General features: G+C 67.6%; 25 protein-coding genes. 13 read left to right on the top strand and 12 right to left on the bottom strand.

Annotated elements, in window-relative coordinates:
• The 12 genes from ABIC35_RS17860 to ABIC35_RS17805 form a co-directional block, all read right to left on the bottom strand.
• A complete protein-coding gene (locus ABIC35_RS17860) occupies positions 1-168 on the bottom strand; it encodes a hypothetical protein (protein WP_157084547.1) in 168 nt (55 codons plus the stop codon).
• Positions 168-836, bottom strand: a complete 669-nt coding sequence (locus ABIC35_RS17855) for a complex I 24 kDa subunit family protein (RefSeq protein WP_121076784.1) — start codon at positions 834-836, stop codon at positions 168-170. The genes ABIC35_RS17860 and ABIC35_RS17855 overlap by 1 nt, the downstream gene beginning before the upstream one ends.
• A complete protein-coding gene (locus tag ABIC35_RS17850; RefSeq protein WP_121076782.1) occupies positions 836-2,065 on the bottom strand; it encodes an NADH-quinone oxidoreductase subunit D in 1,230 nt (409 codons plus the stop codon). Before ABIC35_RS17850 ends, ABIC35_RS17855 begins: the two co-directional genes overlap by 1 nt.
• The gene (locus ABIC35_RS17845) at positions 2,062-2,898 is read right to left on the bottom strand and encodes an NADH-quinone oxidoreductase subunit C (RefSeq protein ID WP_121076780.1); all 837 of its coding nucleotides are present in this window, start codon (positions 2,896-2,898) and stop codon (positions 2,062-2,064) included. Before ABIC35_RS17845 ends, ABIC35_RS17850 begins: the two co-directional genes overlap by 4 nt.
• The gene (locus ABIC35_RS17840) at positions 2,895-3,434 is read right to left on the bottom strand and encodes a NuoB/complex I 20 kDa subunit family protein (protein WP_064312156.1); all 540 of its coding nucleotides are present in this window, start codon (positions 3,432-3,434) and stop codon (positions 2,895-2,897) included. Before ABIC35_RS17840 ends, ABIC35_RS17845 begins: the two co-directional genes overlap by 4 nt.
• Positions 3,425-3,799 carry an NADH-quinone oxidoreductase subunit A gene (locus tag ABIC35_RS17835; RefSeq protein ID WP_121076778.1) on the bottom strand — a complete coding sequence of 125 codons (375 nt, stop codon included), beginning with the start codon at positions 3,797-3,799 and terminating at the stop codon, positions 3,425-3,427. The genes ABIC35_RS17840 and ABIC35_RS17835 overlap by 10 nt, the downstream gene beginning before the upstream one ends.
• A 129-nt stretch (positions 3,800-3,928) precedes the next feature.
• Positions 3,929-5,329, bottom strand: coding sequence for a chemotaxis protein CheW (locus ABIC35_RS17830; protein ID WP_121076776.1), 1,401 nt, complete (start codon positions 5,327-5,329; stop codon positions 3,929-3,931).
• 8 nt (positions 5,330-5,337) lie between these two features.
• Entirely contained in the window at positions 5,338-7,806 is a 2,469-nt protein-coding gene (locus tag ABIC35_RS17825) for a methyl-accepting chemotaxis protein (RefSeq protein WP_121076774.1), read from the bottom strand.
• A 126-nt stretch (positions 7,807-7,932) separates the two neighbouring features.
• Positions 7,933-8,748: an inositol monophosphatase family protein gene (locus tag ABIC35_RS17820; RefSeq protein ID WP_121076772.1), complete on the bottom strand. Its 816-nt coding sequence runs from the start codon at positions 8,746-8,748 to the stop codon at positions 7,933-7,935.
• A 121-nt stretch (positions 8,749-8,869) separates the two neighbouring features.
• Positions 8,870-9,433 carry an elongation factor P gene (gene efp / locus ABIC35_RS17815; protein WP_064312161.1) on the bottom strand — a complete coding sequence of 188 codons (564 nt, stop codon included), beginning with the start codon at positions 9,431-9,433 and terminating at the stop codon, positions 8,870-8,872.
• Positions 9,434-9,473: 40 nt separating this feature from the next.
• On the bottom strand, positions 9,474-10,055 hold the full coding sequence (locus tag ABIC35_RS17810; RefSeq protein WP_121076770.1) for a M23 family metallopeptidase: 582 nt from the start codon (positions 10,053-10,055) through the stop codon (positions 9,474-9,476).
• 4 nt (positions 10,056-10,059) lie between these two features.
• A complete protein-coding gene (locus ABIC35_RS17805; protein ID WP_121076768.1) occupies positions 10,060-11,052 on the bottom strand; it encodes a L,D-transpeptidase family protein in 993 nt (330 codons plus the stop codon).
• Between the two features lie 117 nt (positions 11,053-11,169).
• On the opposite strand from ABIC35_RS17805, the gene ABIC35_RS17800 reads away from it, so the two are divergent.
• The 13 genes from ABIC35_RS17800 to ABIC35_RS17740 all read left to right on the top strand — a co-directional run bounded on the left by ABIC35_RS17800 (position 11,170) and on the right by ABIC35_RS17740 (position 25,167).
• Entirely contained in the window at positions 11,170-12,252 is a 1,083-nt protein-coding gene (locus tag ABIC35_RS17800) for a potassium channel family protein (protein ID WP_121076766.1), read from the top strand.
• A 185-nt stretch (positions 12,253-12,437) separates the two neighbouring features.
• A complete protein-coding gene (locus ABIC35_RS17795) occupies positions 12,438-13,202 on the top strand; it encodes an AcvB/VirJ family lysyl-phosphatidylglycerol hydrolase (protein ID WP_121079353.1) in 765 nt (254 codons plus the stop codon).
• A gap of 81 nt (positions 13,203-13,283) precedes the next feature.
• Positions 13,284-15,875, top strand: a complete 2,592-nt coding sequence (mprF, locus tag ABIC35_RS17790) for a bifunctional lysylphosphatidylglycerol flippase/synthetase MprF (RefSeq protein WP_121076764.1) — start codon at positions 13,284-13,286, stop codon at positions 15,873-15,875.
• Between the two features lie 58 nt (positions 15,876-15,933).
• A complete protein-coding gene (locus tag ABIC35_RS17785) occupies positions 15,934-16,803 on the top strand; it encodes an NAD(P)-dependent oxidoreductase (RefSeq protein ID WP_121076762.1) in 870 nt (289 codons plus the stop codon).
• 72 nt (positions 16,804-16,875) lie between these two features.
• Complete coding sequence (locus ABIC35_RS17780) at positions 16,876-17,142, top strand: DUF6356 family protein (RefSeq protein ID WP_121076760.1); 267 nt, start codon at positions 16,876-16,878, stop codon at positions 17,140-17,142.
• A 25-nt stretch (positions 17,143-17,167) separates the two neighbouring features.
• On the top strand, positions 17,168-18,517 hold the full coding sequence (locus ABIC35_RS17775; RefSeq protein WP_121076758.1) for an FAD/NAD(P)-binding protein: 1,350 nt from the start codon (positions 17,168-17,170) through the stop codon (positions 18,515-18,517).
• Positions 18,518-18,568: 51 nt separating this feature from the next.
• Complete coding sequence (gene hppD / locus ABIC35_RS17770; RefSeq protein WP_121076756.1) at positions 18,569-19,609, top strand: 4-hydroxyphenylpyruvate dioxygenase; 1,041 nt, start codon at positions 18,569-18,571, stop codon at positions 19,607-19,609.
• 124 nt (positions 19,610-19,733) lie between these two features.
• Entirely contained in the window at positions 19,734-21,011 is a 1,278-nt protein-coding gene (hmgA, locus tag ABIC35_RS17765) for a homogentisate 1,2-dioxygenase (protein ID WP_121076754.1), read from the top strand.
• A 142-nt stretch (positions 21,012-21,153) separates the two neighbouring features.
• Positions 21,154-21,525 (top strand): Rieske (2Fe-2S) protein, encoded by a 372-nt coding sequence (locus ABIC35_RS17760; RefSeq protein ID WP_121076750.1) that lies wholly within the window; start codon positions 21,154-21,156, stop codon positions 21,523-21,525.
• Complete coding sequence (locus tag ABIC35_RS17755; protein WP_121076748.1) at positions 21,522-22,676, top strand: isovaleryl-CoA dehydrogenase; 1,155 nt, start codon at positions 21,522-21,524, stop codon at positions 22,674-22,676. Before ABIC35_RS17760 ends, ABIC35_RS17755 begins: the two co-directional genes overlap by 4 nt.
• Before the next feature lie 6 nt (positions 22,677-22,682).
• Positions 22,683-24,284, top strand: a complete 1,602-nt coding sequence (locus tag ABIC35_RS17750) for a carboxyl transferase domain-containing protein (RefSeq protein WP_121076746.1) — start codon at positions 22,683-22,685, stop codon at positions 24,282-24,284.
• Between the two features lie 47 nt (positions 24,285-24,331).
• Positions 24,332-24,859 carry a nuclear transport factor 2 family protein gene (locus ABIC35_RS17745; protein ID WP_121076744.1) on the top strand — a complete coding sequence of 176 codons (528 nt, stop codon included), beginning with the start codon at positions 24,332-24,334 and terminating at the stop codon, positions 24,857-24,859.
• The gene (locus ABIC35_RS17740) at positions 24,856-25,167 is read left to right on the top strand and encodes a DUF3088 family protein (protein WP_183049372.1); all 312 of its coding nucleotides are present in this window, start codon (positions 24,856-24,858) and stop codon (positions 25,165-25,167) included. Before ABIC35_RS17745 ends, ABIC35_RS17740 begins: the two co-directional genes overlap by 4 nt.
• Positions 25,168-25,226 lie beyond the last annotated feature (59 nt).

Below are 25,226 nucleotides of genomic sequence, written 5' to 3'. Positions count from 1 at the left end.
TTAGCGTCCCTTCCCGACCAGCTTCTGTACGAACAGATAGAAGACTACGGCCAGACCGATCAGGACGAGTGTCCCGATCAAGTTAAATGCAAGCTTGAGCACCCAGCCGAGCACGACGATGCCGCCGATGATGGCCAGGATGGTGACGATGAGGCTGTTGCCCCGCATCACCATTCGCCCCGATAGTCATGGTTCTCGTTGACCATCGCGGTGAGCGTCGTCGGCCCGCCGAGCGGCTCGACGGTGTGGCGGCCCGGCTCCTGCGTGCCGGTCTTGGGGCTCTCGCCCTTGGCCAGCGCGTCGAGGATGGCGAGGGTGCGATCAAAATCGAGATCTTCGAAATTGTCGTCGTTGATCTGCACCATCGGCGCCGACGAGCAATTGCCCATGCACTCGACCTCGGTGAGCGTGAACAGCCCGTCCGCGGTGGTGTGGCCCTTCTTGAGTCCGCGCGACTTGCACGCGGCCATCACGTCGTCCGACCCGCGCAGCATGCACGGCGTCGTGCCGCAGACCTGCACATGGTAGCGGCCGACCGGCACCAGGTTGAACATGGTGTAGAAGGTCGCGACCTCGAACACGCGGATATACGGCATGTCGAGCTGGCGCGCGACGAACTCGATCACGGGAACCGGCAGCCAGCCCTGCGTGTTCGTCTCGGCACCCACCTGGCGCTGCGCCAGATCGAGGAACGGGATGGTGCACGACATCTGGCGGCCCGCCGGATAGCGGGACATGATCTCGCGTGCCTTTTCGGCATTGGCCGGCGTCCAGGCGAAATTGCCCCAGCGCGCGCGCACTTCGGCTTCGTCGGGGAGTTGAGGAGCGTCAGCCATCAGCGGTCACATTCACCGAAAACGATATCCATGGCGCCCAGGATGGCGGTGATGTCCGCCAGCATGTGCCCCTTGGACATGAAGTCCATCGCCTGCAGGTGGCTGAACGCGGTCGGGCGCACCTTGCAGCGATAGGGTTTGTTGGTGCCGTCGGACACCAGATACACGCCGAACTCGCCCTTCGGGCTCTCGGTCGCGACATACACTTCGCCCGCCGGCACGTGATAGCCTTCGGTGAAGAGCTTGAAGTGATGGATCAGCGCTTCCATCGACTGCTTCATCTCGCCGCGCTTCGGCGCACCGACCTTGCGGTCGAGCGTCAGGACCGGGCCTTCCGGCATGTCCTGGATGCACTGCTTGATGATGCGGGCCGACTGGTAGACTTCCTCGACGCGGACCATGAAGCGATCATAGCAATCGCCGCGGGTGCCCACCGGGATCTCGAAGTCGACGCGATCGTACACGTCATAGGGCTGCGACCGGCGGATGTCCCAGGGGATGCCCGCGGCGCGGATCATCGGGCCGGAGAAGCCCCACTTGATCGCGTCCTCGCGGCTCACCGTCGCGATGTCGACGTTGCGCTGCTTGAAGATGCGGTTCTCGGCGACCAGGCTGATCGCGTCGCCGAACAGCCGCGGCAGGCGCGTGTCGAGCCATTCCGCGATGTCGTTCAGCAGCTTGACCGGCACGTCCTGGCGAACCCCGCCGACGCGGTAATAGTTCGAGTGCATGCGCGCACCCGAAGCCCGCTCGAAGAAGTTCAGGCAGTCCTCGCGGATCTCGAACATCCACAGGTTCGGCGTCATCGCGCCGACGTCCATGACGTGCGAACCGAGGTTCAGCATGTGGTTGCAGATGCGGGTCAGCTCGGCGAACAGCACGCGCAGATACTGGCCGCGCAGCGGCACCTCGAGATCGAGCAGCTTCTCGACCGCGAGCACATAGCTGTGCTCCATCGCCAGCGGCGAGCAGTAATCGAAGCGATCGAAATACGGCAGCGCCTGGGTGTAGGTCTTGTACTCGATCAGCTTCTCGGTGCCACGGTGGAGCAGGCCGACATGCGGATCGATGCGCTCGATGATCTCGCCGTCCAGTTCGGTGACGAGACGGAGCACGCCGTGCGCCGCGGGATGCTGCGGGCCGAAGTTGATCGTGTAGTTCGCGATCGAGGTATCGCCCGTCGCCGGGTCGATATCGCGTTCCATGATCTTGTCGACGGTATCGCTCATTTGTTCTGCCCTTCGCCCTTGGTCGGGACGACGTCCGGATCCTTGGGCTTTTCGCCAGGCTGGTTGCCCGGGTGCGGCTGACCGGCGCCGGTCTGGGCCGGGCTTTCGGTGGTCTTAGTGTCCTTGCCCTGCGCCGGCTCGCTCTTCGCGGCAGCGGTGTCGGCCTCGGCCACCTCGCCTGCCTTGACCGGCGTGGGCGCACCCTTGGCCTCGGGCTGCGGCGCCTTCTCGTCGCCCGGGAGGACGTACTTGGCGCCCTCCCACGGGCTCATGAAGTCGAAGTTGCGGAAGTCCTGGGCCAGGCTGACCGGCTCATAGACCACGCGCTTCGCCTCTTCCGAGTAGCGCACTTCGACATACCCGGTCATCGGGAAGTCCTTGCGCAGCGGATGGCCCTGGAAACCATAGTCGGTCAGGATGCGGCGGAGATCGTCATTGCCCGAGAACAGCACGCCGTACATGTCGTACGTCTCGCGCTCGAGCCAGCCGGCGACCGGCCAGATGTCCGTCACGCTCGGCACCGGCTTTTCCTCGTCGGTGGTGACGCGGACGCGGATACGGTGGTTCCGGGTGAACGACAGCAGCTGGTAGACGACGTCGAAACGCTCGGCGCGCTGCGGATAGTCGACGCCGGCGATCTCGCTGAGCTGCTGATATTCCAGGCCCGGCGTGTCGCGCAGCGCGATCATCGCGTCGCACAGCTTCTCGCGGACGACGGTGAGCGACACCTCGCCCACGGCATCCTTCGCCTCGACCAGCATGTCGCCGAGCGCGGCCTTGGCCGCCTCGATCACGCCGTCGTTGGCGGCATAGCGGGGAGCCGGCGCCCTCACCGGTCCAGGCTCCCGATGCGGCGGATCTTCCGCTGCAGCTGCATCACGCCGTAGAGCAGCGCCTCGGCGGTCGGCGGGCAGCCGGGGACGTAGATGTCCACGGGCACCACGCGATCACAGCCGCGCACGACGCTGTAGCTATAGTGGTAATAGCCGCCGCCATTGGCGCAGCTGCCCATCGAAATCACGTATTTCGGTTCCGACATCTGGTCATAGACCCGGCGCAGCGCCGGGGCCATCTTATTGCACAGCGTGCCCGCGACGATCATCACGTCCGACTGGCGCGGCGATGCGCGCGGGGCGGCGCCGAAGCGCTCCATGTCGTAGCGCGGCATGTTGACGTGGATCATCTCCACCGCGCAACACGCCAGACCGAAGGTCATCCACCACAGCGAGCCGGTACGGGCCCACTGGAACAGCTCCTCGGTGGAGGTGACCAGGAAACCCTTGTCCGAGATCTCGGCATTGATGTCGTTCAGGAAGCCGACGTCCGGGAGCGTACCGGCCGGGGGCGCCGACGAAAGCTCTACTCCCATTCCAGGGCTCCCTTCTTCCACGCATAGATTAGGCCGAGCGCCAGCTCGGCGACAAAGATCATCATCGAAATCCAGGCGGTCCAGCCGAGCTTGAACACGCTTACCGCCCACGGATAGAGGAACGCCGCTTCCAGATCGAACACGATGAACAGGATCGCGACGAGGTAGAAGCGCACGTCGAACTGGCTGCGCGAATCCTCGAAGGCGGGGAAGCCGCACTCATATTCGGTGAGCTTTTCCGGCGACGGCTTGTTCGTGCCGGTCAGGCGCGAGACGAGCATCGGCAGGAACACGAACGTGCCCGAGAGCAACAGGGCGATCCCGAGGAATATCAGGATCGGCAGATATTGTGACAGGTCGACCAATGGCCTTCTCTTCTCGCGACTGCGGAATCTTGAGCGGCTTCTAGGACCATGATCCCGGTGCGGCAAGGCCTGGAACCGCTGAGAATCATTCGCAATTGTTAAGCCCCGCTGAACGCGTGCGGCGGGGCTTCAGCCAAGCGTATGAATTCGGATGGAATGCGCGGTGCCGTCGATCGTTGCGGGGACGAACCGAGCGCCCGGACTTCCCCCCGGGACAGGGAGCGCGGGAGCGTTGATGATCGTCGCGAGCCGCTGGGCGAGGAAGCCGCGAGCGCCCTGCCCCTCCTGGTCGCGGGCAATGATCAGCAGCCTGGCGTCATCGGGCTGGACCCCCGCCTCCACCGCATAGACCGACACCGGCGCACCGCGATGGTCGCTGAGGCCGCAAAGCCCCGAATAGTCCTCGACTCGCGAGGAAAGCCCGCGGAACGGCACCACCTCGCGGATCGCGTCGAGCGGCGTGGCGAGCAGCCGCTCGCCGGTATCGAAGATCAGGAAGGCGCTGGTGGCGTCGGCCTTGCCCTTTGCCACGGCGATCGAGCGGCCGCCGGCTTCGGTCGCCTCGCGGCATAGTGCCGCCATCGCCACGATCGCGGGATCGGCGCGGACCGCCGAGCTGTCGAGCACCAGGTTCTGGCCGCCGCCGGGATCGGTGGCGGTGCCGCCGAACAGCGAGGCGCGGCCTGCGAGACCCGAGGGAAGCGGCCCCAATTTGTCGCTGGCGATACGCGCGACGCTGCGCACGCTTTCGACATGCCAGCCGACCAGCTTGCCCGGCGCGATGCGCAACAGGATCACCGGCCCCTGCGACTCCTCCGGAGTCGCGCCGTCGAGGCCCAAGGTCGCGAGCTGGTCGAAGACGCGGACGTCGCGGCCGAGATAATTGACCGAGCGCGCCCAGCCGGGAGCAGGAACCGCGCAGCGGCGCAGGCTGGTCGCCGGCGCGGTGCTTTCCACCAGATGGCTGTCAATCGCGATCTGCACGCCCGCGACGGTGACGAGCACGAAGGGTGCCGCGCGGCCGAGCGCGGCATGGTCGTCGTCGCGCACGGCGCAGCGGACCAGCGGCAGGCTGGGCATCGCGAACAGCGCGTCCGGATCGACGATGCCGACGAGATGCTCCTCGCGGACAAAGGCACGATCGACCAGCCGCGCCCCGCCGCCCGAGTCGACCAGCTCGCGCACCGCCGATACCGGGATGCGGTAGAGGCCCGAGACGGTGTCGATCCGCAGGCCGAGCAGCACGTCGTCCTTGCGCAGCACCACGATGGTGCCGCCCGCGCCGGTTGCCTCGGCGAACCCGAGCAGCACGCTGACGTCGACCACCGGGATGACGTCGCCGCGCACCCCGATCGAGCCGATCAGCGCCGGGTGGCTGCCGAAGCATGGCCCCATTGCCGCCGGGCACGGCACGACTTCGCGCACCCAGTCTACCGGCACCGCCAGTTCGATGCCGCACAGCCGGAGCAACCCGACGTCGATATGGCGCCGCCCGGCCTCCCCGACCGGCGCGCTGAGCTCGGTCCCCATTGCCCCGCTCAGATCGCGCTGTGGGTGGAGGTCGCGAGCTCGCCAATCATCGCCACGACCTGGCGCGACGTCTCCCGCTGGGCACCGACCGAGTGGGCGATGCCCGAGATCGCGCCGGTGGTCTTGTCGACACAGCCAGCAATCGCCTCGAAGGCATCGCGCGCCGAGCGCGAGCGCTCGGTACCTTGGGTGACGCGTTCGCTCGATTCCCCGATCAGCCGGTTGATTTCCTCGGCTGCCGAGGCGCTGCGTTCGGCGAGCTTGCGCACCTCTTCGGCGACGATCGAGAAGCCGACGCCGTGCTCGCCGGCGCGCGCCGCCTCGATCGCGGCGTTGAAGGCGAGCAGGTTGGTCTGGCCGGCCAAGTCGCCGATCACGTCGACGATGCTGGCGATCTTCTTCGACGAGGCCGCCATCAGCTCCATCGACTCGATCGTGCCCTCGATCGCGCTGGTGCCACGATCGGCCGCTGCCTGGGTCTCGCTGGCAAGGCCGGTGGCGCTCGCTGCGCCGTCGCTGATCGTCTTGATCGCCTCCGAAAGGTCGCCGACGACGCCCTGCATCTGCTCGGTCTTGGCGGCGATCGTGCGCTCCAGCATCACCTGGTCGGTGACGTCATAGGCATATTTGATTACCCGCGACGGATTGCCCTGCAGGTCGAACACCGGCGAGTAGCTCGCCTGGATGAACACGTCGCGATCATATTTGCCGATCCGGTGGAAGCGGCCGGTCTGTCCCTCGCCGCGCCCCAGCGCGCGCCAGAAGTCGCCATATTCCTTCGACTTGAGGTGCGCCGGATCAACGAACATCGAATGGTGCCGCCCCTGGATCTCGCGCAGGGTGTAGCCCATGGTCGAAAGGAAATTCTCGTTCGCGGTGAGGATCTCGCCGTCGAGGCTGAACTCGATCGTCGCGAGGCTGCGGTCGACGGCCTGGGCGCGGCTCTTGGTCTCGATCGCATCCTTCTTGCGGGCGGTGATGTCGTGCGCGAACTTGACCACCTTCACGACGTTGCCGAGGCCGTCGAAGATCGGGTTGTAGGTAGCGTTGAGCCAGATTTCCTCGCCGGCCTTGTTACGGCGGCGGAAGTCCCCGGCGATGTACTCGCCGTGCGCGAGGTCGGTCCAGAAGCGCGCATATTCTTGCGAGTTCACCAGTTCGGCATCGCAGAACATCTTGTGGTGCTTGCCGACCACGTCCTCGCGGCGATAGCCCGTTGCATTCAGGAAGTTGTCGTTGGCCTCGAGGACCATGCCCTCGGGCGTGAACTCGATCACCGCCTGCGCGCGGCTGATCGCGGCGACCTTGCCCTCGGCATCGGCGGCGCGCTGCTTCTGTTCGGTGATGTCATAGGCGTATTTGACGACCTTGATCAGCTTGCCGTCGGCATCGACGATCGGATTGTAGGTGGCGCGGATCCAGACACGGCGCCCCTCCTTGCCGATCCGCGGAAAGATGCCGGCCTGGAACTCGCCCGCCGCAAGCGCACGCCAGAAGTTGTTGTACTCCTCGCCCTTCACATAGTCCGGGTCGCAACAGGTGCGGTGGTGCTTGCCGATCAGCTCGCTGCGATCATACCCCATGGTCTGCAGGAACATTTCGTTCGCGGCGACGACATAGCCGTTGGTGTCGAACTCGATGACTGCGGTCGAGCGGTCGATCGCGGCGAGCTTGCCCGCTGCCTCGGCGGTGTCGATCTGCTGCTTGGTCACGTCCATCGCGAACTTGACGATCTTCACCGGCAGGCCCTGATGGTCGAGGATCGGGTTGTAGGTCGCCTGGATCCAGCGATCACTGCCATCCTTGGCGACGCGCTTGTACAGGCCGCCGTCGAACTCGCCACGACCCAGCCGCTCCCAGAATTGGCGATAGGCTGGCGAGCGCGCATACTCAGCGGTGCAGAAGATGCGGTGGTGTTGGTCGATGACTTCCTCGGCCTTGTAGCCGAGGAGGTTGCAGAAATTCTCGTTGGCGCTGAGCACGCGGCCCGAGAGATCGAATTCGATCATCGCAGTGGCGCGGCTGAAGGCATTGAGCACGCTGCGGTTGAGCGCCGCCTCGATCTGCGCGCCGCGTACGTCGCGGGCGATCAGGATGATGCTCTTTACCGTCCCCTTGGCGTCCTTGACCGGGGCATAATGGCCGGCGATCCAGGCCTCCTTGCCCTCGCAGCCGTTGCGGCGCGCAGTCTCGTCGATCGTCTCGCCGGCGCGCAGCCGCTCCCAGAAGGCGGCATAGGTCGCGCTGGCGGCATAGTCCTCGTCGCAGAAGAAGCGGTGGTGCTCGCCGACCACCGTCTCGAGGACGCAGCCCATCGCATCGAGGAAATGCTGGTTGGCGCGCGTCAGGATGCCGTCGGGGCTGAACTCGGCCACCGCATAGAGGCTATCGAGCACCGAGCCCACATCATGGCAGAACGCCTCGTCCGATGCCTCTCCCCGACGCCCCTTGCCGAGGCCGCCCGCTTCCATGTTCATGCGCCGTTTGTCCCAGTTCGCCCGGCTTGATGGCCGATGCGTTTTAAGGACCTTATAGGGCGCAAACCCCCGGAAACGGCCCGGAAATACAGCTAATTTCCCGGCTCCGTAGTCGTACTTACCGCCTCAGCGCAACGCGTTGGCAACCAGCTTGTGGAGCTTGGAGTGCAGCCCGTCATTGGCCGCGAGGAACTGGTTCCGCTGCATCGCCATGTCCTGACCACGATAGTCGGTGACGAAGCCGCCGGCTTCCTTGACGAGCAGCATGCCCGCCGCGACGTCCCAGGGCTTCAAGTCCGATTCCCAATAGCCGTCGAAGCGGCCCGCAGCGACCCAGGCGAGATCGAGCGCGGCCGAGCCCAGCCGGCGGATGCCCGCCACTTCGGGCGCCACCGCACCGAAGATGCGGCTCCACTCGGCGAAATTGCCATGGCCCATGAACGGGATGCCGGTCGCGATCAGCGCCTCGGACAAGTCCCGCCGCGCCGAGACGCGCAGCCGCTGGTCCTGCAGCCAGGCGCCGCGGCCCTTCTCGGCCCAGAAGCTCTCGTCGGTGAGCGGCTGGTAGATCAGGCCATGGGTGATCTCGGGCTTGCCCTGCGCGCCATTGGGGTCCTCGACCGCGATCGCGATCGAGAAATGCGGGATGCCGTGGAGGAAGTTGGTGGTGCCGTCGAGCGGATCGACGATGAAGCGCGGCTTGTCCGGATCGCCCGGCAGCTCGCCGCCCTCTTCGGCCAGAATGCGCCAGTCGGGACGCGCCTTGCGCAGTTCCTCGATCAGCGTCTGCTCGGCGCGCTTGTCGGCCATGCTCACGAAATCGGCCGGGCCCTTGCGGCTGACCTGCAGGTGCGTGACCTCGTTGAAGTCGCGACGCAGGCGGGGAGCCGCCTTGCGTGCGGCACGGTCCATGACGGTGAGAAGGCCGGAAAAGGCTGCCATATCAATCTCTCTCCCTGCCGCTGCTGCGGGGGACTAAGGAAGGCCTGACCTGAAAACGGGAAAAGGGGACGCAGGCCTGCCGTCCCCTTCCCTTCAATGTGTTCGGCCGAAGCCGGGCAGATCAGTCCGCGCGGCGGACGTAGGTCTGCTCGTACACGTCGACGACAATGCGCGTGCCGCTGCCGATATGCGGCGGCACCATCACGCGCACGCCATTGTCGAGCACGGCCGGCTTGTAGGAGGAGGAGGCCGTCTGGCCCTTCACCACCGCGTCGGCCTCAACGATCGTCGCTTCGATCGTGTCGGGCAGCTGGACGCTGATCGCCTCGTCGTCATAGAGTTCCATCACCACGTCCATGCCGTCCTGCAGGAAGGCCGCGGCCTCGCCGAGCAGGTCGCGCGGCAGCGTGGTCTGGTCATAGGTTTCCTTGTCCATGAAGACGAGCATGTCGCCTTCCGGATACAGGAACTGGAAATCCTTGGTGTCGAGGCGCACGCGCTCCACGGTCTCGGCCGAGCGGAAGCGGACATTGTTCTTGCGGCCGTCGCGCAGGTTCTTGAGTTCGACCTGCATATAGGCACCGCCCTTGCCGGGCTGGGTGTGCTGAATCTTGACGGCGCGCCAGATGCCGCCTTCATATTCGATGATGTTGCCGGGACGGATGTCCACGCCGCTGATCTTCATGGATCGTGCCTGTATGTGAGAAAGAGCTGAGCGGGGCCCTTTAGCTCCGCCCGGGCTTTCCCGCAAGCAGCGGATAGGGATCGACGTTGGTCCCCTGCCACCAGCCCTCGCCGGGGGCCATGCGCTTCACCTCGAAATGGAGGTGCGGCGCGCCGCCATCGGCGCTGCCGCTGGTGCCGACGGTGGCGATCGGCTGGCCCTGGCGCACGGCCGCGCCCTCTGCCACGCCGATCGTATCGAGATGGGCATAATAGTGGATCGTCCCGCCGTCGGACGTCCGGACATAGAGCGTGTGGCCGCCGAGATCGCTCTCGAACTGCTTCTCGACCGTGCCCGACGCGGCGGCGAGCACCGGGGTGCCCTTGGCCGCGAGGATGTCGATCGCGTGGTGCTCTCGGGTGCCGTCGCCGCGGGGTTCGCCCCAATTATCGCTGAGCGCCGAGGCGGGGACGCCCTGCACCGGGATGACCAGCCCGGAAGACGCTGCCGGTGCGGCTGGGGGCGTCGGGGCCGCTGCCGGGACGCGCGGCGCCTGCCCCGCCGGCAGGAAGCGCACGCGCGACACCAACAGCGCGAGCAACGCCACCACCACCAGCCCCGCGATCAGGCCGAAGCGGCGCACGGCGTTATTCCTGGAAGAGCGCCGGGGTGCCCGGCTTGACCATCAGCGCGACGCGGGCGGCATCCCAGTTGGTCAGGCGGATGCAGCCATGGCTTTCGGTGCGGCCGATCGTCTGCGGCTCGGGCGTGCCGTGGATGCCGTAATGGTCCTTGGACAGGTCGATCCACACCACGCCGACCGGCCCGTTCGGCCCCGGCGGCAGCATCGCCGGATCGTCGCCCTTCTTCGCATCCCAGAACAGCTTCGGATTATAATGAAATTTAGGATTGGTATCTACACCATTGATTTTCCAGCGCCCGATCGGCAGCGGATCATGCTCGCTCCCCATCGTGGCGCTGAACTGCGCGACCAGCCGGTTGCCCGCGCCATAAACCTTCAACACGCCTTCAGACTTGTCGACGACGATATGGTCGGCCTGGGGCTGGCGCGGGTCGACGTTGAGCATGTTGAGGGTCTGGCGCCATTCGGGCTTCCAGTCGGTGGGATAATCGCGTGAGCCCGGCAGCGCGTTGGGGAGGCGCAGCATCGTGCCGGCCTTGATCGTCGTCACGCCGGGATTGAGCGCCGTGATGACTTCAGACGAAGTATGAAACATCTCCGCCAACTTCTCGAGCGGATTGCGATAGCCGAGCGCCTTGAGCTTGGCCTGCTGATCGAGATCCTTGGGGATCGGATCGACGAAAGGCCCTTGCATCGTGTCGGCACCGACCGCGAGCGTCCGCACCGGCCGCAGTGCGCGGTACTGGTGGAGCACCGCCAGCGTGGCGGGATCGATCACGCCCGTGACCTTCAGCCCGCGTGCTTCCTGCAGGCCCCGTACCGCGGCCGTGAGCGACTGGCCTGCACGCCCGTCGAGAATGCCCGGCCCGAAGCCGAGATGGTCGAGGATCACCTGTGCATGGAGGATGTTGAGGTCGACCGGGGGCTTGGGGGTCGGGGTCTGCGCCATGGCGGGCGCGGCGAACAACGCGGCAACTCCGAACACCCATTTCCGCATGCAGCCTCTCCCGATCCTTATACCCGATCCAGGCTAAACGTTCGCATGCGCCTCGCGGTTGCCGATGCGGGCAAACCCCGATGGACAAGCCCCGCTTCCCATGCCCTTATCAACGCAATGCGGGGGATTCTTTCAGAAGCGGAACAGGTGCTCGGCTCGCCGGTGCGCAACCTCGTTTCGATCCTGCTGTTCGTGCTCGCGGTCGCGGTGCTGGCGACGATCGGCTATATGGCGGCGGGCTGGAGCTTCTCCGACGCGAGCTACATGGTCGTACTGACCATCTACACCGTCGGCTATGGCGAGATCCGGCCGATCAACACCCCCTATCTCCACGCGCTGACCATGGGCACGATGGTGCTCGGCTGCACCGGCATGATCCTGCTCACCAGCGCGCTCGTCCAGTTCTTCACCGTGCTGCAATTGCAGAGTATTTTCGGAGCAACCCGCATGCAGAGCCGCATCGACAAGCTCGCCGACCATGTCGTGATCTGCGGCTATGGCCGGATCGGGGTGATGCTCGCCCGCGATCTTTCTCGCGCCGCGGTGCCGGTGGTGGTGATCGAGCGCGGCCCCGAACGCCGCGCCGAGGCCGAAGCGGCGGGGCTGTGCACCCTCGCCGGCGACGCGACTGAGGAGGAAGTGCTGATCGCCGCCGGGATCCAGCGCGCCCGTGCGCTCGCCACCGTGCTGCCAGATGATGCGGCCAACGTGTTCATCACGCTCAGTGCCCGCAATCTCAACGCGGGGCTGGAGATCATCGCCCGCGGCGAGGCGCCGACCACCGAGCGCAAGCTGATCCATGCCGGCGCCGACCGGGTCGTCTTCCCCACCCATATCGGCGCCGAGGCGATGGCGCGGATGATCCTCTATCCGCACCGCGAGCATGTCCAGGGCGAGGCCGAGCTCGCGCGGCTGCGGCGCGAACTCGGGGCGCTCGGGCTGGAGGTGGAGCTGATCGAAGTCGCGAAGGGCTCGGCCATGGCGGGGCTCAGCGTCGAGGAGGCCGAGCGCCGTGCCGAAGGCAGCGTGTTCCTCGTCCAGATCGACCGCGCCGACGGCCGCTCGATCCCCCGCCCCGCCCGCGACGAGCGGCTGGAGGCGGGCGACAAGGCGGTGGTGGTGATGCGCGACGTCGCCGCGGGCGCCCGGGCGCTGTTCACCGCGCGGGCCGAGATCCGCGCCGGGCGGAACAAGTTTTGAGGGGGCGAAGCGGGAGGGCGCTTAAGCCCCTCCCCTTCAGGGGAGGGGTTTGGGGTGGGGCCGTGTCTCGCAGAGACCAACAGAAGTTCTGGCATCCCTCCACCCCAACCCCTCCTCCGAGGAGAAGGGCTAAGGACGTGTCCCCCTTCAGCCCCCCTTCATCTCTCACCCCATAAGGCGCAATGATGGCGACACTCTCCCCCCGCACCCGCCGTCTCGCCTGGAAGCGCTGGGCGGCCGCCCTCGTCGCGCTGCTCGCCGCGATCGCCTTCGGGGTCTATTGGAGCGCCGGCTTCCTCGATCGCGATCCCGTCCACCTCTACGGCATGCCCGAGCGCCCCGGCACCGCCCCGGTCGCCGCGGTGTTCCTGTCGGGGGATATGGGCATTCGCTACGGCATGGGTTCCTATGTCGTCGAGGCGCTCGCCGGGGCCGGGGTGCCGGTCTATGCCGTGGCGAGCTCGACCGCCTTTGCCCGGCGCCAGACCCATGCCGAGGTGCAGGCGCTGCTGATCCACGCGATCCGCGAAGCCCAGCGCCGCTCGGGCGCGACCAGGGTGATCGTCATCGGCCAGTCCTTCGGCGCGGACATGGCGCGGGTGGCCCTGGCGTCGCTCCCGCCGGCGCTTCGTGCCCAGGTCGCCGCGCTGGTGCTCGTCGTCCCCGGCACCGACGCCTATTTCCGTGCCGACCCGCTCGGCTTCGCCTATCTCGGGACGCCCGATGCCGATGCCGCCTCGGCGCGCGCGCTCGACTGGCTGCCGGTCACCTGCATCCGCGGGGCGGACGAGACCGACAGCCTGTGCCCCACCCTGCTCGCGCCCAATGTCCGCCGCATCACCCTGCCCGGCGGCCATTTCCTGCGGATGGACCACGACCTGCTGGTCCGCACCGTGTTCGCCGCGCTCGCCCCGGTGCTCGGCACGCATTTGGACGCGCCTGCACCATAATCGCGCCCCTCAATTGCCCGGCGCCGCTCGGGCGGAGTAAGGCGAGCTGGCGCACGGGAAAGGCGCCGTTGGGGGAGTTGGATGCAGACCGCCGAAACCGAGGCGCCGGAGGAAGAGCCGTCGACCGCAAACGGTCTGCCGGCCTGGCTCGCGCGCCGTCGTAGGCCGCTGCTGATCCTCGTTACGCTGGCGATCGCAGCACTGGGCTTCGAAGCGGTGCGTACGATTCTCGCCGAAGTGCGCCTGCGCGATGTCCGGCACGCGCTGCACCAGATCGCGCCCGCGCGGCTGGCGGCGGCGTTCGCGTTCACCACCGCCTCCTACCTTGCGCTCACCCTCTACGACTGGTTCGCGGTGCGCGCGATCGGCCAGCGGCTGCCGTGGCGGACCGCGGCGCTGGCCTCGTTCACCAGCTACACGATCAGCCATAATCTCGGTCTGTCGCTGCTCACCGGCGGCACTGCGCGGCTGCGGGCGTACGGTGCGGCGGGGCTCGACTTCGCCGATGTCGCGCGCATCACGCTGATAGCGGGCGCCACTTTCTGGAGCGGGGTCTTCGCGGGGACCGCCATCGCGCTGCTCGCCGCGCCGCAGCCGCTCCTGCTGTTCGGCCAAACGCTGCCGCTGGCGCTGCTGCACGGCGCCGGACTGGCGGTGCTGCTCGCCTTCACCGTGCTGTTCGTCCTGCGGGCCCGCGGTCTGGCGGAGCTGCGCCTCGGCAGCGCGACCCTGCCGCTGCCGCCGGTGCCGCTGATGGCGGGCCAGATCGGCATCGCCGCCATCGACCTCGCCTGCGCATCGGGCGCGCTGTTCGTGTTGATCCCTCATGCCGATCCGGCGCTGATCGGCAGCTTCTACCTCGCCTATGCGCTCGCCATCGTCATCGCGCTTGTCACCCATGTGCCCGGCGGGATTGGCGTGTTCGAGGCGGTGATGCTCGCGCTGGTGCCGATCGGCCGCAGCGATCTTTTCGCCGCGCTGCTGCTCTACCGGGTCCTCTACTATCTCCTCCCGCTACTGGTCGCCGGCGGGCTGCTGGTCAGCATCGAGGGACGACGGCTGCGGCATCCGATCGCCACCGGCTTGGGTGTCGCCCACCGGATCGGACAGGTGCTCGTACCGCCCCTCCTCGCGCTGCTGGTGTTCGGCGGCGGACTGGTGCTGCTCGTCTCGGGTGCGCTGCCGCCGGCGCATGGCCGGATGCACCCCTTGCACGGCATCCTGCCGCTGCCCTTCGTCGAGGGCTCGCATTTCGCCGCAAGCCTGGTCGGCACCGCGCTGCTGCTGATTGCCCCCGCCGTGCAGGCGCGGCTGAAGAGCGGCTTCTACGCGGCGCGACTGCTGCTGGTGGCAGGCGCTGTCTTCTCGATCGCCAAGGGCATCGATTACGAGGAAGCGACGGTGCTGCTGATCGTCGCCGGGCTGCTCCAATATGCCCGGCCCGGCTTCTACCGCAGCGCCGGCATCGGCTCGGCGCCGATCGCCCGCTGGTGGTGGGCAGCGGCGCTGATTGCGGTGCTGCTCAGCGCTTGGGCGGGCTTCTTCGCCTACAAGCGCGTGCCGTACAGCGACGATCTCTGGTGGGACTTCGCTTGGCGCGGCAATGCGCCGCGCTTCCTGCGCGCCACCTTGGGCGCGACGATGCTGTTAGTCGGCTGGGCCTTCTGGCGGCTGATGTCCGCAGCCCCCCGGGTGCGCGAGCATCAGGCGCTGGACCCCCAGGTGGCGACGCGCGCACTCGCCGCCACTAGCCGCGCCGATGCGATGCTGGCTTACACCGGCGACAAGGACTTCCTCGTCTCCACCTCGGGCGACGCCTTCCTGATGTACCGCGTGCAGGGCCGCACCTGGATCGTGATGGGCGATCCAGTGGGCCCCGAGGAAGCCTGGTCCGAGCTGATCTGGGAAATCCGCCGCCGCTGCGATGCCGCGCGGGGCCGGCTCTGCCTGTTCCAGGTCAGCGCGGCGATGCTGCCGCTGGTCGTCGAACTCGGCCTTCAGCCGCTCAAATATGGCGAGGAAGCGGTGGTCGATCTGCGCCAGGGCTATGACCTGAAAGGCGGGCAGTTCAAGTCGCTGCGCTATTCGGTCAAGCGTGCGACCAGCGAAGGCCTGGTGTTCGAGGTGATCCCGGCCGCGCAGGTCCCGGAGGCGCTTCCCGATCTCCAGCGCGTCTCCGATGCCTGGCTGGCGGGCAAGACCGGCGCCGAGAAGCGCTTCAGCCTCGGCCGCTTCGATCCCGACTATCTGTCGCAGTTCGACTGCGCCGTGCTGCGGCTGGAGGGCACGATCGTCGCCTTCGCCAATCTCTGGGAGACACCCAATCGGGAGGAAATCTCGGTCGACCTGATGCGCCACCGGCCCGGCACGCCCTATGGCGCGATGGACCTGCTGTTCGTGCGGCTGCTGCAATATGGCGCGGCGCAGGGCTTCCAGCGCTTCAACCTCGGCATGGCGCCGCTCTCCGGGCTCAAGCCCGGCCCGCTCGCACCGATCTGGTCGCGGCTGGGGGCGGCAGTCTATGGCCATGGCGAGCGGATCTACGGCTTTTCCGGGCTGCGATCGTTCAAGCAGAAGTTCGGCCCCGCCTGGGTGCCGCGCTATATCGGCACCACCCCGGGGGTCTCGGTCCCGCGGGCGCTCATCGACGCGGCGGTGCTGATCGGCGGATAACCCCTTGGGTTCCGGGTGCCACACCCCACATGCGGCGCCGTAATCCAGGGAGACACGCATGGACCTCGCATTTCTCGGGCTCGGACAGATGGGGATCGGCATGGCGGGCGCGTTGCTCGATGCCGGGCACACGCTCACCGTCTGGAACCGCTCGCCCGACAAGGCCGCCGCTCTTACCGAACGCGGCGCCCGCCTCGCCCGCACGCCCCGCGAAGCCGCCGACGGCGCGCAGATCGTGCTGACCATGGTGTCGGACGATGCGGCGCTGACCGCGATCCTCGAAGGTGAGGACGGCGTGCTCGCGGGCATGGCACCGGGCGCGCTGCATCTTTCGCACAGCACCATCGCCGTCGCCACCGCCGACGCGCTCACCGAGCGCCATGCCGAGGCGGGCCATCACTTCGTCTCCGCGCCGGTCTTCGGCCGCCCGCCGGTCGCCGCGCAGGGCAAGCTCGCCATCGTCGCCGCCGGTGCGCCTGAGGCGATGGAAGCCGCCGCGCCGATCCTCGACGCGCTCGGCCGCGTCACCTTCCCGATGGGCGACAAGCCCTCGGCCGCCAACCTGGTGAAGCTCGCCGGCAACTTCATGATCATGGCCACCGTCGAGGCCTATGGCGAGGCGATGTCGCTTGGCGAGAAGGGCGGCGTGGACCGCGAGAAGATGCTCGAGGTGTTCTCGGGCACGATCTTCGATGGCGCCATCCACAAGGTCTATGGCCCGCCGATCGCCGAGCGCCGTCACCGCCCCGCCGGTTTCGCCGCGCCGCTGGGCCTCAAGGACATGCGCCTCGCGGGCGAGGCCGCGGAAGCGCTGGGCGCGAAACTGCCGCTGCTCGACCTGGTCCGCGCGCACCTCACCGAAACCGTCGCCACCGAAGGCAGCGATGTCGACGTGACCGCACTGGCGGAGACGATCGCCAAGCTCTGATCGTCGGAAGGGCGGCCCGCTTCGTCGGTGTCCGCCCTTCCCACCGCGCCGGTTCGCGCGTACATTTCCCACATGATCACTCGGCTTTTCCTCGCCCATCCGCGCAGCGTCGGCGAAAGCTATGGCGAGCATGCCGCCACTGCGGCCAAGTTCGGCGCGACGATGATGGTCGGCGGCGCCGCCTGCATCGTCCATGCGGTGCTGCCCTTCCTGTTCGTCCGTACCGCGAGCGACTCGGTGAAGCGGCTCTATGCGCAGATGAAGGCCCGCCAGCCCGCCTTTGCCGAGCAGCAGCCGGCCTTCCGCCAGCCCGAGTGGCAGCTCGACTACGAAATCTGACGCCGGCATCGGGGGAGCCGCAACCATGATCGAACACGTCGCCATTATCGGCGCGGGCTTTTCGGGCACGCTCCAGGCGATCAACCTCATCCGCCACGAAGGCCCGCGCGCGACGCTGATCGAGCGCGCGCCGGTGGCGGGCACCGGGCTCGCCTATGGCGCTGCCCATCCCTCCCACCTGCTCAACGTCCGCGCCGCGAACATGAGCGCCTTTCCCGACGATCCGGGGCATCTGGTCCGCTGGCTGGAAGCGCGCGGTGTCGAGAATGCCGCGACCAGCTTCGTGCCGCGCCGGGTGTACGGCGAATATCTCCGCGAGATGCTGGAGCAGGCGCTCGCCCGCTATCCCGATCGCCTGCGCCTCGTCCGCGGCGAAGTGGAGGACGTGACCTTCGACGCCGACGGCGCGACGCTCCAGCTGTCCGACGGCATGCTGCGCGCCGATGCCGCCGTGCTCGCCGTCGGCAATCTGCCGCCCCACGATCCGCCGGGGCTCGACCCCGCCACGCTTTCCGCCGAACGCTACAAGGGCGATCCCTGGGACCCGAGCGTCCCCGAGGGTCTGTCGGACGACGATACCGTGCTGGTGATCGGCACCGGCCTCACCATGGTCGACGTGGCGCTGTTGCTGGAGGCGCGCGGGTTCGGCGGCAAGATCGTCGCGGTGTCACGCCGCGGCCTGCTCCCCCGCCCGCATGGCCCGGGGCAGGACTGGGACAAGCTCCGCGAACGCCCCCGCACCAAGGCATCTGCACTGGTCCGCGCCGTCCGCGACCGCGCCGAGCAGGTCGGCTGGCGCAACGCGGTCGACGAGCTCCGCCCCTTCACCCAGCCGATGTGGGCCAATGCCAGGGAGGACGAGCGTGCGCGCTTCCTTCGCCATCTCCGCCCCTGGTGGGACGTCCATCGCCACCGCCTCGCGCCCGAGGTCCACGCCCGGCTGCAGGCGCTGATCGATCGCGGCCAGTTGGAAGTCCGCGCCGCCAAGACATTGGGCTTCGTCGAAGCCCCGGACGGGATCGCCGTCACCCTACGCCCACGCGGGCAGGAGGTGCCGGAGACGATCCTAGCCCAGCGCATCGTCAACTGCACCGGACCGCTCGGCGACCTCGCCCGCAGTCGCGAGCCGCTGCTCCAGCGCCTCGCCGCCCGCGGCGTGATCCGCCCGGACCCGGCGCATATCGGCATCGACGTCGACAACCAGGGTCAGACCATCGCCGCCGATGGCCGCGCCAACGCGAACCTCTACGCGCTCGGGCCGATGACTCGCGGCGCCTTCTGGGAGATCGTCGCGGTGCCCGACATCCGCACCCAGACCTGGGCCGTCGCCCGCCGCCTCTCCAACGCGCATTGGGTCGGCGGCGAGGGACTGTGACGAACTGGTAACATTTGACACTAAATCGGGAGTTGGGGTATTAGGTCGGCCATGACCGATACCGCCAATCCGCTCGGCCTCAACGGCTTCGAGTTCGTCGAGTTCACCTCGCCCGATCCGGACGCGATGGCGCGTCAGTTCGAGCAGCTGGGCTTCGTCCCCACCCATCGCCATCCGCGCAAGAACATCACCCGCTACAAGCAGGGCCGCATCAACCTGATGCTCAACCGCGACGATGCCGGCCGCGTTGCGGCGTTCCGCGGCGAGCATGGCCCCTCGGCCAGTGCGATGGCGTTCCGCGTATCGGACCCCAAGAAGGCGATGGAATGGGCGCTCGCCCATGGCGGCAAGCCTACTGATGAGGACGACACCGTCATCCAGGGCATCGGCGGCTCCTATCTCTATTTCATCCAGGACGGCAGCGACCTCTATGCCGACTGGGCCGAGTTCCCCGGCTGGCGCGAGGCAGAGGCCGAGAACAGTGTCGGGCTCGACCTGCTCGACCACCTCACCCACAATGTCCGCCGCGGTCAGATGCGCGTGTGGAGCGAGTTCTACCGCACGCTCTTCGGCTTCGAGGAGCAGAAGTATTTCGACATCAAGGGCAAGGCGACCGGCCTGTTCAGCCAGGCGATGATCGCCCCCGACAAGGCGATCCGCATCCCGCTCAACGAGAGCCAGGACGACAACAGCCAGATCGAGGAATTCCTCCGCGAATATAATGGCGAAGGCATCCAGCATTTGGCGCTGACCACCGACGACATTTACGACACGGTCGAGCGCCTCCGCGCCCGCGGCGTGCGGCTGCAGGACACGATCGAGACCTATTACGAGCTGATCGACAAGCGCGTCCCCGGTCACGGCGAGGATATCGAGCGGCTGCGCAAGAACCGCATCCTGATCGACGGTTCGGTGGAGAACAACGAGGGCATCCTGCTCCAGATCTTCACCGAGACGATGTTCGGCCCGATCTTCTTCGAGATCATCCAGCGCAAGGGCAATGAAGGCTTCGGCAACGGCAATTTCCAGGCGCTGTTCGAGAGCATCGAGCTGGACCAGATCCGCCGCGGCGTGATCAAGGTCGACGCCTGACCAGTTCGGAGAGGGAGAGAGCCGGGGGTGCCGCCGCAGGAACGATGGCATACCCCGGCCCCACCGAATGTCCCCCTCCCGACCTGATCCACAAGGGGGAGGCGTGCTGGAGAGGACGAACCCCGTGACCACCTATTTCCCCGGCTTCGGCAACCACGTCTCCACCGAAGCGGTACCTGGCGCGCTGCCGATCGGCCGCAACAGCCCGCAGCGGCCGCCTTATGGCCTCTATGCCGAGCAGCTCTCCGGCACCGCCTTTACCGCGCCGCGCGCCGAGAACCGCCGCAGCTGGCTCTACCGGCTGCGCCCCAGCGCCGAGCATCCGCCCTACCGGCCCTATGACGGTGCCCCGCGCTTCTCGCCGCACACCCCGGCCAAGCCGCTCGCGCCCAATCGCCTGCGCTGGGACCCGATCCCCGCCCCCGCCGCGCCGGTCGACTGGATCGACGGCATGGAGACGATGCTCGCCACCCGTGACCCTGCCGATCTCGAAGGCGTGGTGGTCCACCGCTACGGCGCCAATCGCGACATGGACGCACGTGCCTTCGTCAACGCCGACGGCGAGCTGCTGTTCATTCCCCAGGCAGGGGCGCTCACGCTGCTGACCGAGCTCGGCCGGATCGACATCTCGCCCGGCCAGATCGCGGTGATCCCCCGCGGCGTCCGCTTCCGCGTGCTGCTGCCCGGGGGCAGCGCCGCCGGCTATGTCGCCGAGAATTTCGGCGCGCCCTTCCGTCTGCCCGATCTCGGCCCGATCGGTGCCAACGGGCTCGCCAACCCGCGCGATTTTGAGACCCCCGCCGCCTGGTTCGAGGATCGCGACGAACCGTTCGCGCTTGTGCAGAAGTCGTTGGCAAGTCTGTGGATAACCACCCTGCCCCACAGCCCGCTTGACGTGGTGGCATGGCACGGCAACCTCGCGCCCTATCGCTACGATCTCGCCCGGTTCAACACGATGAACACGGTGAGCTTCGACCACCCCGATCCCTCGATCTTTACCGTCCTCACCTCGCCCAGTACCGTGGCCGGCCGCGCGAACGCCGATTTCGTGATCTTCCCGCCGCGCTGGATGGTGGCGGAAGACACGTTCCGCCCGCCCTGGTTCCACCGCAACGTGATGAGCGAGGCGATGGGCCTGATCCACGGCGCCTACGACGCCAAGGCCGAGGGCTTCGCGCCGGGCGGCCTGTCGCTCCACAACCTGATGGCCGGCCACGGCCCCGACGTCGCCAGCTGGCGGGGCGCTACGAACGCAGAGCTCAAGCCGCACAAGATCGAGGGCACCATGGCGTTCATGGTCGAGACCTGCTGGCCCTACCGCCCGACCGAGCACGCGCTCGCCCACGCCCAGCCGGACTATGACGCGGTGTGGGAAGGCTTCCCCAAGGCACAGCTGCCGTGATCTCTTCGACCGCTGCAACCTGCGCTCCCCTCCCGCTTGCGGGAGGGGTCGGGGGAGGGAACGACGTGGAAGCAGCGCTAAGACGGTGCAGCCCCTCCCGCAAGCGGAAGGGGAACGCAGACTTGGAAGTATCGCGCCCAGCATGACCGAGCGACTGACGACTACCCCCGCCGGTGTGAAGCTCGGCCCGCTCGACCTGATCCCCGACGGCACCGCCCGCAACTTCGTGCTGGAGATGCGCGCCGGCCGGTTCCACGGCTTCGTCGTCCGCCGCGGCACGCAGGTCTTCGGCTATGTCGATCGCTGCGCCCATATGCCCGTCCCGCTGACCCAGCAGCTCGACGCCTATCTCACCCCCGACGCCACCCATATCCAGTGCAGCTGGCACGGCGCGCTCTACACCGTGGAGGAGGGCCGATGCGTCGGCGGCCCTTGCGTCGGCGCGCGACTGCTTCCATGGCCCGTAACGACAATCGACGGCATGATCGTGACCGTTGGAGAGGAACAAGCATGACCCCGGATTTCGACTTCGCCCTCGGCGATTCCGCCGACATGATCCGCGACACCACCGCGCGCTTCGCCCGCGACAAGATCGCCCCGCTCGCCGCACGGATCGACGCGGAGGACTGGTTCCCGCGCGACGAACTCTGGGCCGCGATGGGCGAGCTGGGCCTGCACGGTATCACCGTTCCCGAAGAGGATGGCGGCCTGGGGCTCGGCTATCTCGAGCATGTCATCGCCTGCGAGGAAGTCGCCCGCGCCTCGGCCTCGATCGGCCTCAGCTACGGCGCGCACTCCAACCTCTGCGTCAACCAGATCGCGCGCTGGGGCAATGCCGAGCAGAAGGCCAAATATCTCCCCAAGCTGATCTCGGGCGAGCATGTCGGCAGCCTGGCCATGTCCGAGGCGGGCGCCGGCTCAGACGTCGTCTCGATGAAGCTCAAGGCCGAGAAGGTCCAGGGCGGCTATGTGCTCAACGGCACCAAATTCTGGATCACCAACGCGGCCTATGCCGACACCCTCGTCGTCTACGCCAAGACCGGCGAAGGCTCGCGCGGCATCACCACCTTCCTCATCGAGAAGGACATGCCCGGCTTCGCGATCGGCCAGAAGATCGACAAGATGGGCATGCGCGGCTCGCCCACCTCGGAACTGGTGTTCACCGATTGCGAAGTGCCCGAGGCGAACGTCATGGGCCCGGTCAACGGCGGCGTCGCGGTGCTGATGAGCGGGCTGGACTATGAGCGCACCGTGCTCGCCGGCATCCAGCTCGGCATCATGCAGGCGTGCCTCGACGTGGTCCTGCCGTACCTGCGCGAGCGCAAGCAGTTCGGCCAGGCGATCGGCAGCTTCCAGCTGATGCAGGCCAAGATCGCCGACATGTATGTCGCGCTCAACTCGGCGCGCGCCTATGTCTATGCCGTGGCGCGCAGCTGCGATGCCGGCAAGACGACGCGCTTCGACGCAGCGGGCGCGATCCTGCTCGCCAGCGAGAACGCCTTCCGCGTGGCGGGCGAGGCAGTGCAGGCGCTGGGCGGCGCCGGCTATACCAAGGACTGGCCGGTCGAACGCTTCCTGCGCGACGCCAAGCTGCTCGACATCGGCGCGGGCACCAACGAGATCCGCCGCATGCTGATCGGCCGCGAATTGCTGGGGGCGGCGTAACCTACGATGTCTGCTCCCGTTCTTCCCACGCAGGTCAACCCCGACAGCGACCAGTTCCGCGCCCAGGCGGCGCACCACCGCGCCCTCGCGGAGAAGCTCCGCGCCGATGTCGCGCAGGCCGCGCTCGGCGGCAGCGAGTCCGCCCGCGCCAAGCATGTCGCGCGCGGCAAGCTGCTCCCCCGCGAGCGCGTCGAGCGGCTGCTCGATCCCGGCAGCCCGTTCCTCGAGATCGGCCAGCTCGCGGCTTGCGACCTCTATGACGGCGAAGTCCCCGGCGCGGGGGGGATCGCCGGCATCGGCCGCGTCTCGGGCCGCATGGTCATGATCGTCTGCAACGACGCCACCGTGAAGGGCGGCACCTACTACCCGATGACGGTGAAGAAGCATCTCCGCGCGCAGGAGATCGCCGAGGCCAACCGCCTGCCCTGCATCTATCTGGTCGACAGCGGCGGCGCGAACCTGCCCCACCAGGCCGAGGTATTCCCGGACAAGGATCATTTCGGCCGCATCTTCTTCAACCAGGCCAACATGTCCGCGCAGGGCATCCCGCAGATCGCCTGCGTGATGGGCAGTTGCACCGCGGGCGGCGCCTATGTCCCCGCCATGTCCGACGAAAGCGTGATCGTCCGCAACCAGGGCACGATCTTCCTCGCCGGCCCGCCGCTGGTGAAAGCGGCAACGGGCGAGGAGATCAGCGCCGAAGACCTGGGCGGCGGCGACCTCCATGCCCGCCGCTCGGGTGTGGTTGATCACCTCGCCGAGAATGACGAGCATGCGCTGACCATCGTCCGCGACATCGTCAGCCACCTCCCCGCCGATCGCGTGCCCGACATCGCGCTGAAGGACCCGCGCCCGCCCAAATATGCGCCGGAGGAGCTGTACGGCATCCTCCCCGCCGACGTCCGGGCGCCCTATGACGTGCACGAGGTGATCGCGCGGCTGGTCGACGGCTCGGAGTTCCACGAATTCAAGGCGCTCTACGGCAGCTCGCTGGTCTGCGGCTTCGCGCATATCTGGGGCATGCCGGTCGCGATCCTCGCCAACAACGGCGTGCTGTTCTCCGAAAGCGCGCAGAAGGGCGCGCATTTCATCGAGCTCGCCTGCCAGCGCCGCATTCCGCTGCTCTTCCTCCAGAACATCTCCGGCTTCATGGTCGGCGGCAAGTATGAGGCGGAAGGCATTGCGAAACATGGCGCAAAGCTGGTGACGGCGGTGGCGACGGCGACCGTGCCCAAGCTCACCATCCTGATCGGCGGCAGCTTCGGCGCGGGCAATTACGGCATGTGCGGCCGCGCTTACTCCCCGCGCTTCCTGTTCAGCTGGCCGAACAGCCGGATCAGCGTGATGGGCGGCGAGCAGGCGGCGAGCGTGCTGGCCACGGTCCACCGCGATGCGGCCAACTGGTCGCCGGAGGAAGCGGAAGCGTTCAAGGCACCGATCCGCCAGAAATACGAGGACGAGGGCAACCCCTGGCACGCCACCGCGCGGCTGTGGGACGACGGCATCATCGATCCGGCGCAGACCCGCGACGTGCTCGGCCTCGCGCTGGCGGCAACGCTCAACGCACCGATCCCGGAGCGCCCGCAGTTCGGCGTGTTCCGGATGTGAGGAAGCGCGCACGCATGTCCTCAGAACCAGATTGCAGAGACTGATCCATGCTATTGTCTTTCATTGCTTTTACCCTTGCCGCGCAAACTGCAGGTCTGCCGCAGCCCGCTGCAAATCCGACCCACAGCGTTCCTTCACCGACGAAGCTGCCGCCCGCCAACCCACTCGCCCCGCCCGACGGCAGCGACGAGCGCGCCGTGCTCGCGACGGTCGACAAGTTGCTGGGCGGGATCAACACGCGCGATGCCGCGGTGATCGGCGCCGTCCTTCTCCCGAGCGCCAGCGCGACGATCGTCACCGACGCGGCCGATGGCCCCGGCACCGTCCGCACCCTGACCAACGCCGAGTTGCTCGCCCGCTTCCAGTCCGGCCCGGAGACGTTCGACGAGCGCATCTCCAGCCCCGCGGTGGAGATCGACGGGGATCTCGCGATGGTCTGGGCGCCGTACGTATTCCGGCTGAACGGCAAGGTGCATCACTGCGGCACCGATCATTTCAGCCTGGTGCGCGAGAACGGCGCCTGGAAGATCGCCAGCCTCGCCTGGACCTCGCGCACCACGGGATGCGCCGAATGAGCCGGGACACGCTGTTCGTCCTCGACACCGACTGGGCCGACCCGGCCTATGGCGGCGCGCGGCGCTTCTACTGCAAGGACTGCATCACCGTGGAGGGCCTGCTCGCCGCCTTCCCGGAGCGCGCCGCGGCCATCGAGGTGGTGCGCGTCGCCTGGCCCCGCCCGCGCGCGGCGGTGGTGGCGCGCCTGGGCGAGGCAAACCAGAACCTCCCCGCGCTCGCCTTTGCCGAGGGCGGCTTCGTCAACAACATCGAGGGGGTGCTCGCCGCGCTCCATACCCGCCACGGTTTCCCGGAGCGCCACCCGTGACGGGCTGTCCTACACCAGCGGAATCTGCCTAGGCTCGGCCATGGCCAGCGAACCGCAAC

It is taken from the genome of Sphingomonas trueperi, from assembly GCF_040545965.1.
In the GTDB taxonomy this organism is placed as follows: domain Bacteria; phylum Pseudomonadota; class Alphaproteobacteria; order Sphingomonadales; family Sphingomonadaceae; genus Sphingomonas; species Sphingomonas trueperi_C.
Note: the sequence above shows the minus strand (reverse complement) of the source record. Positions and strands in the feature narration are given on the sequence as shown.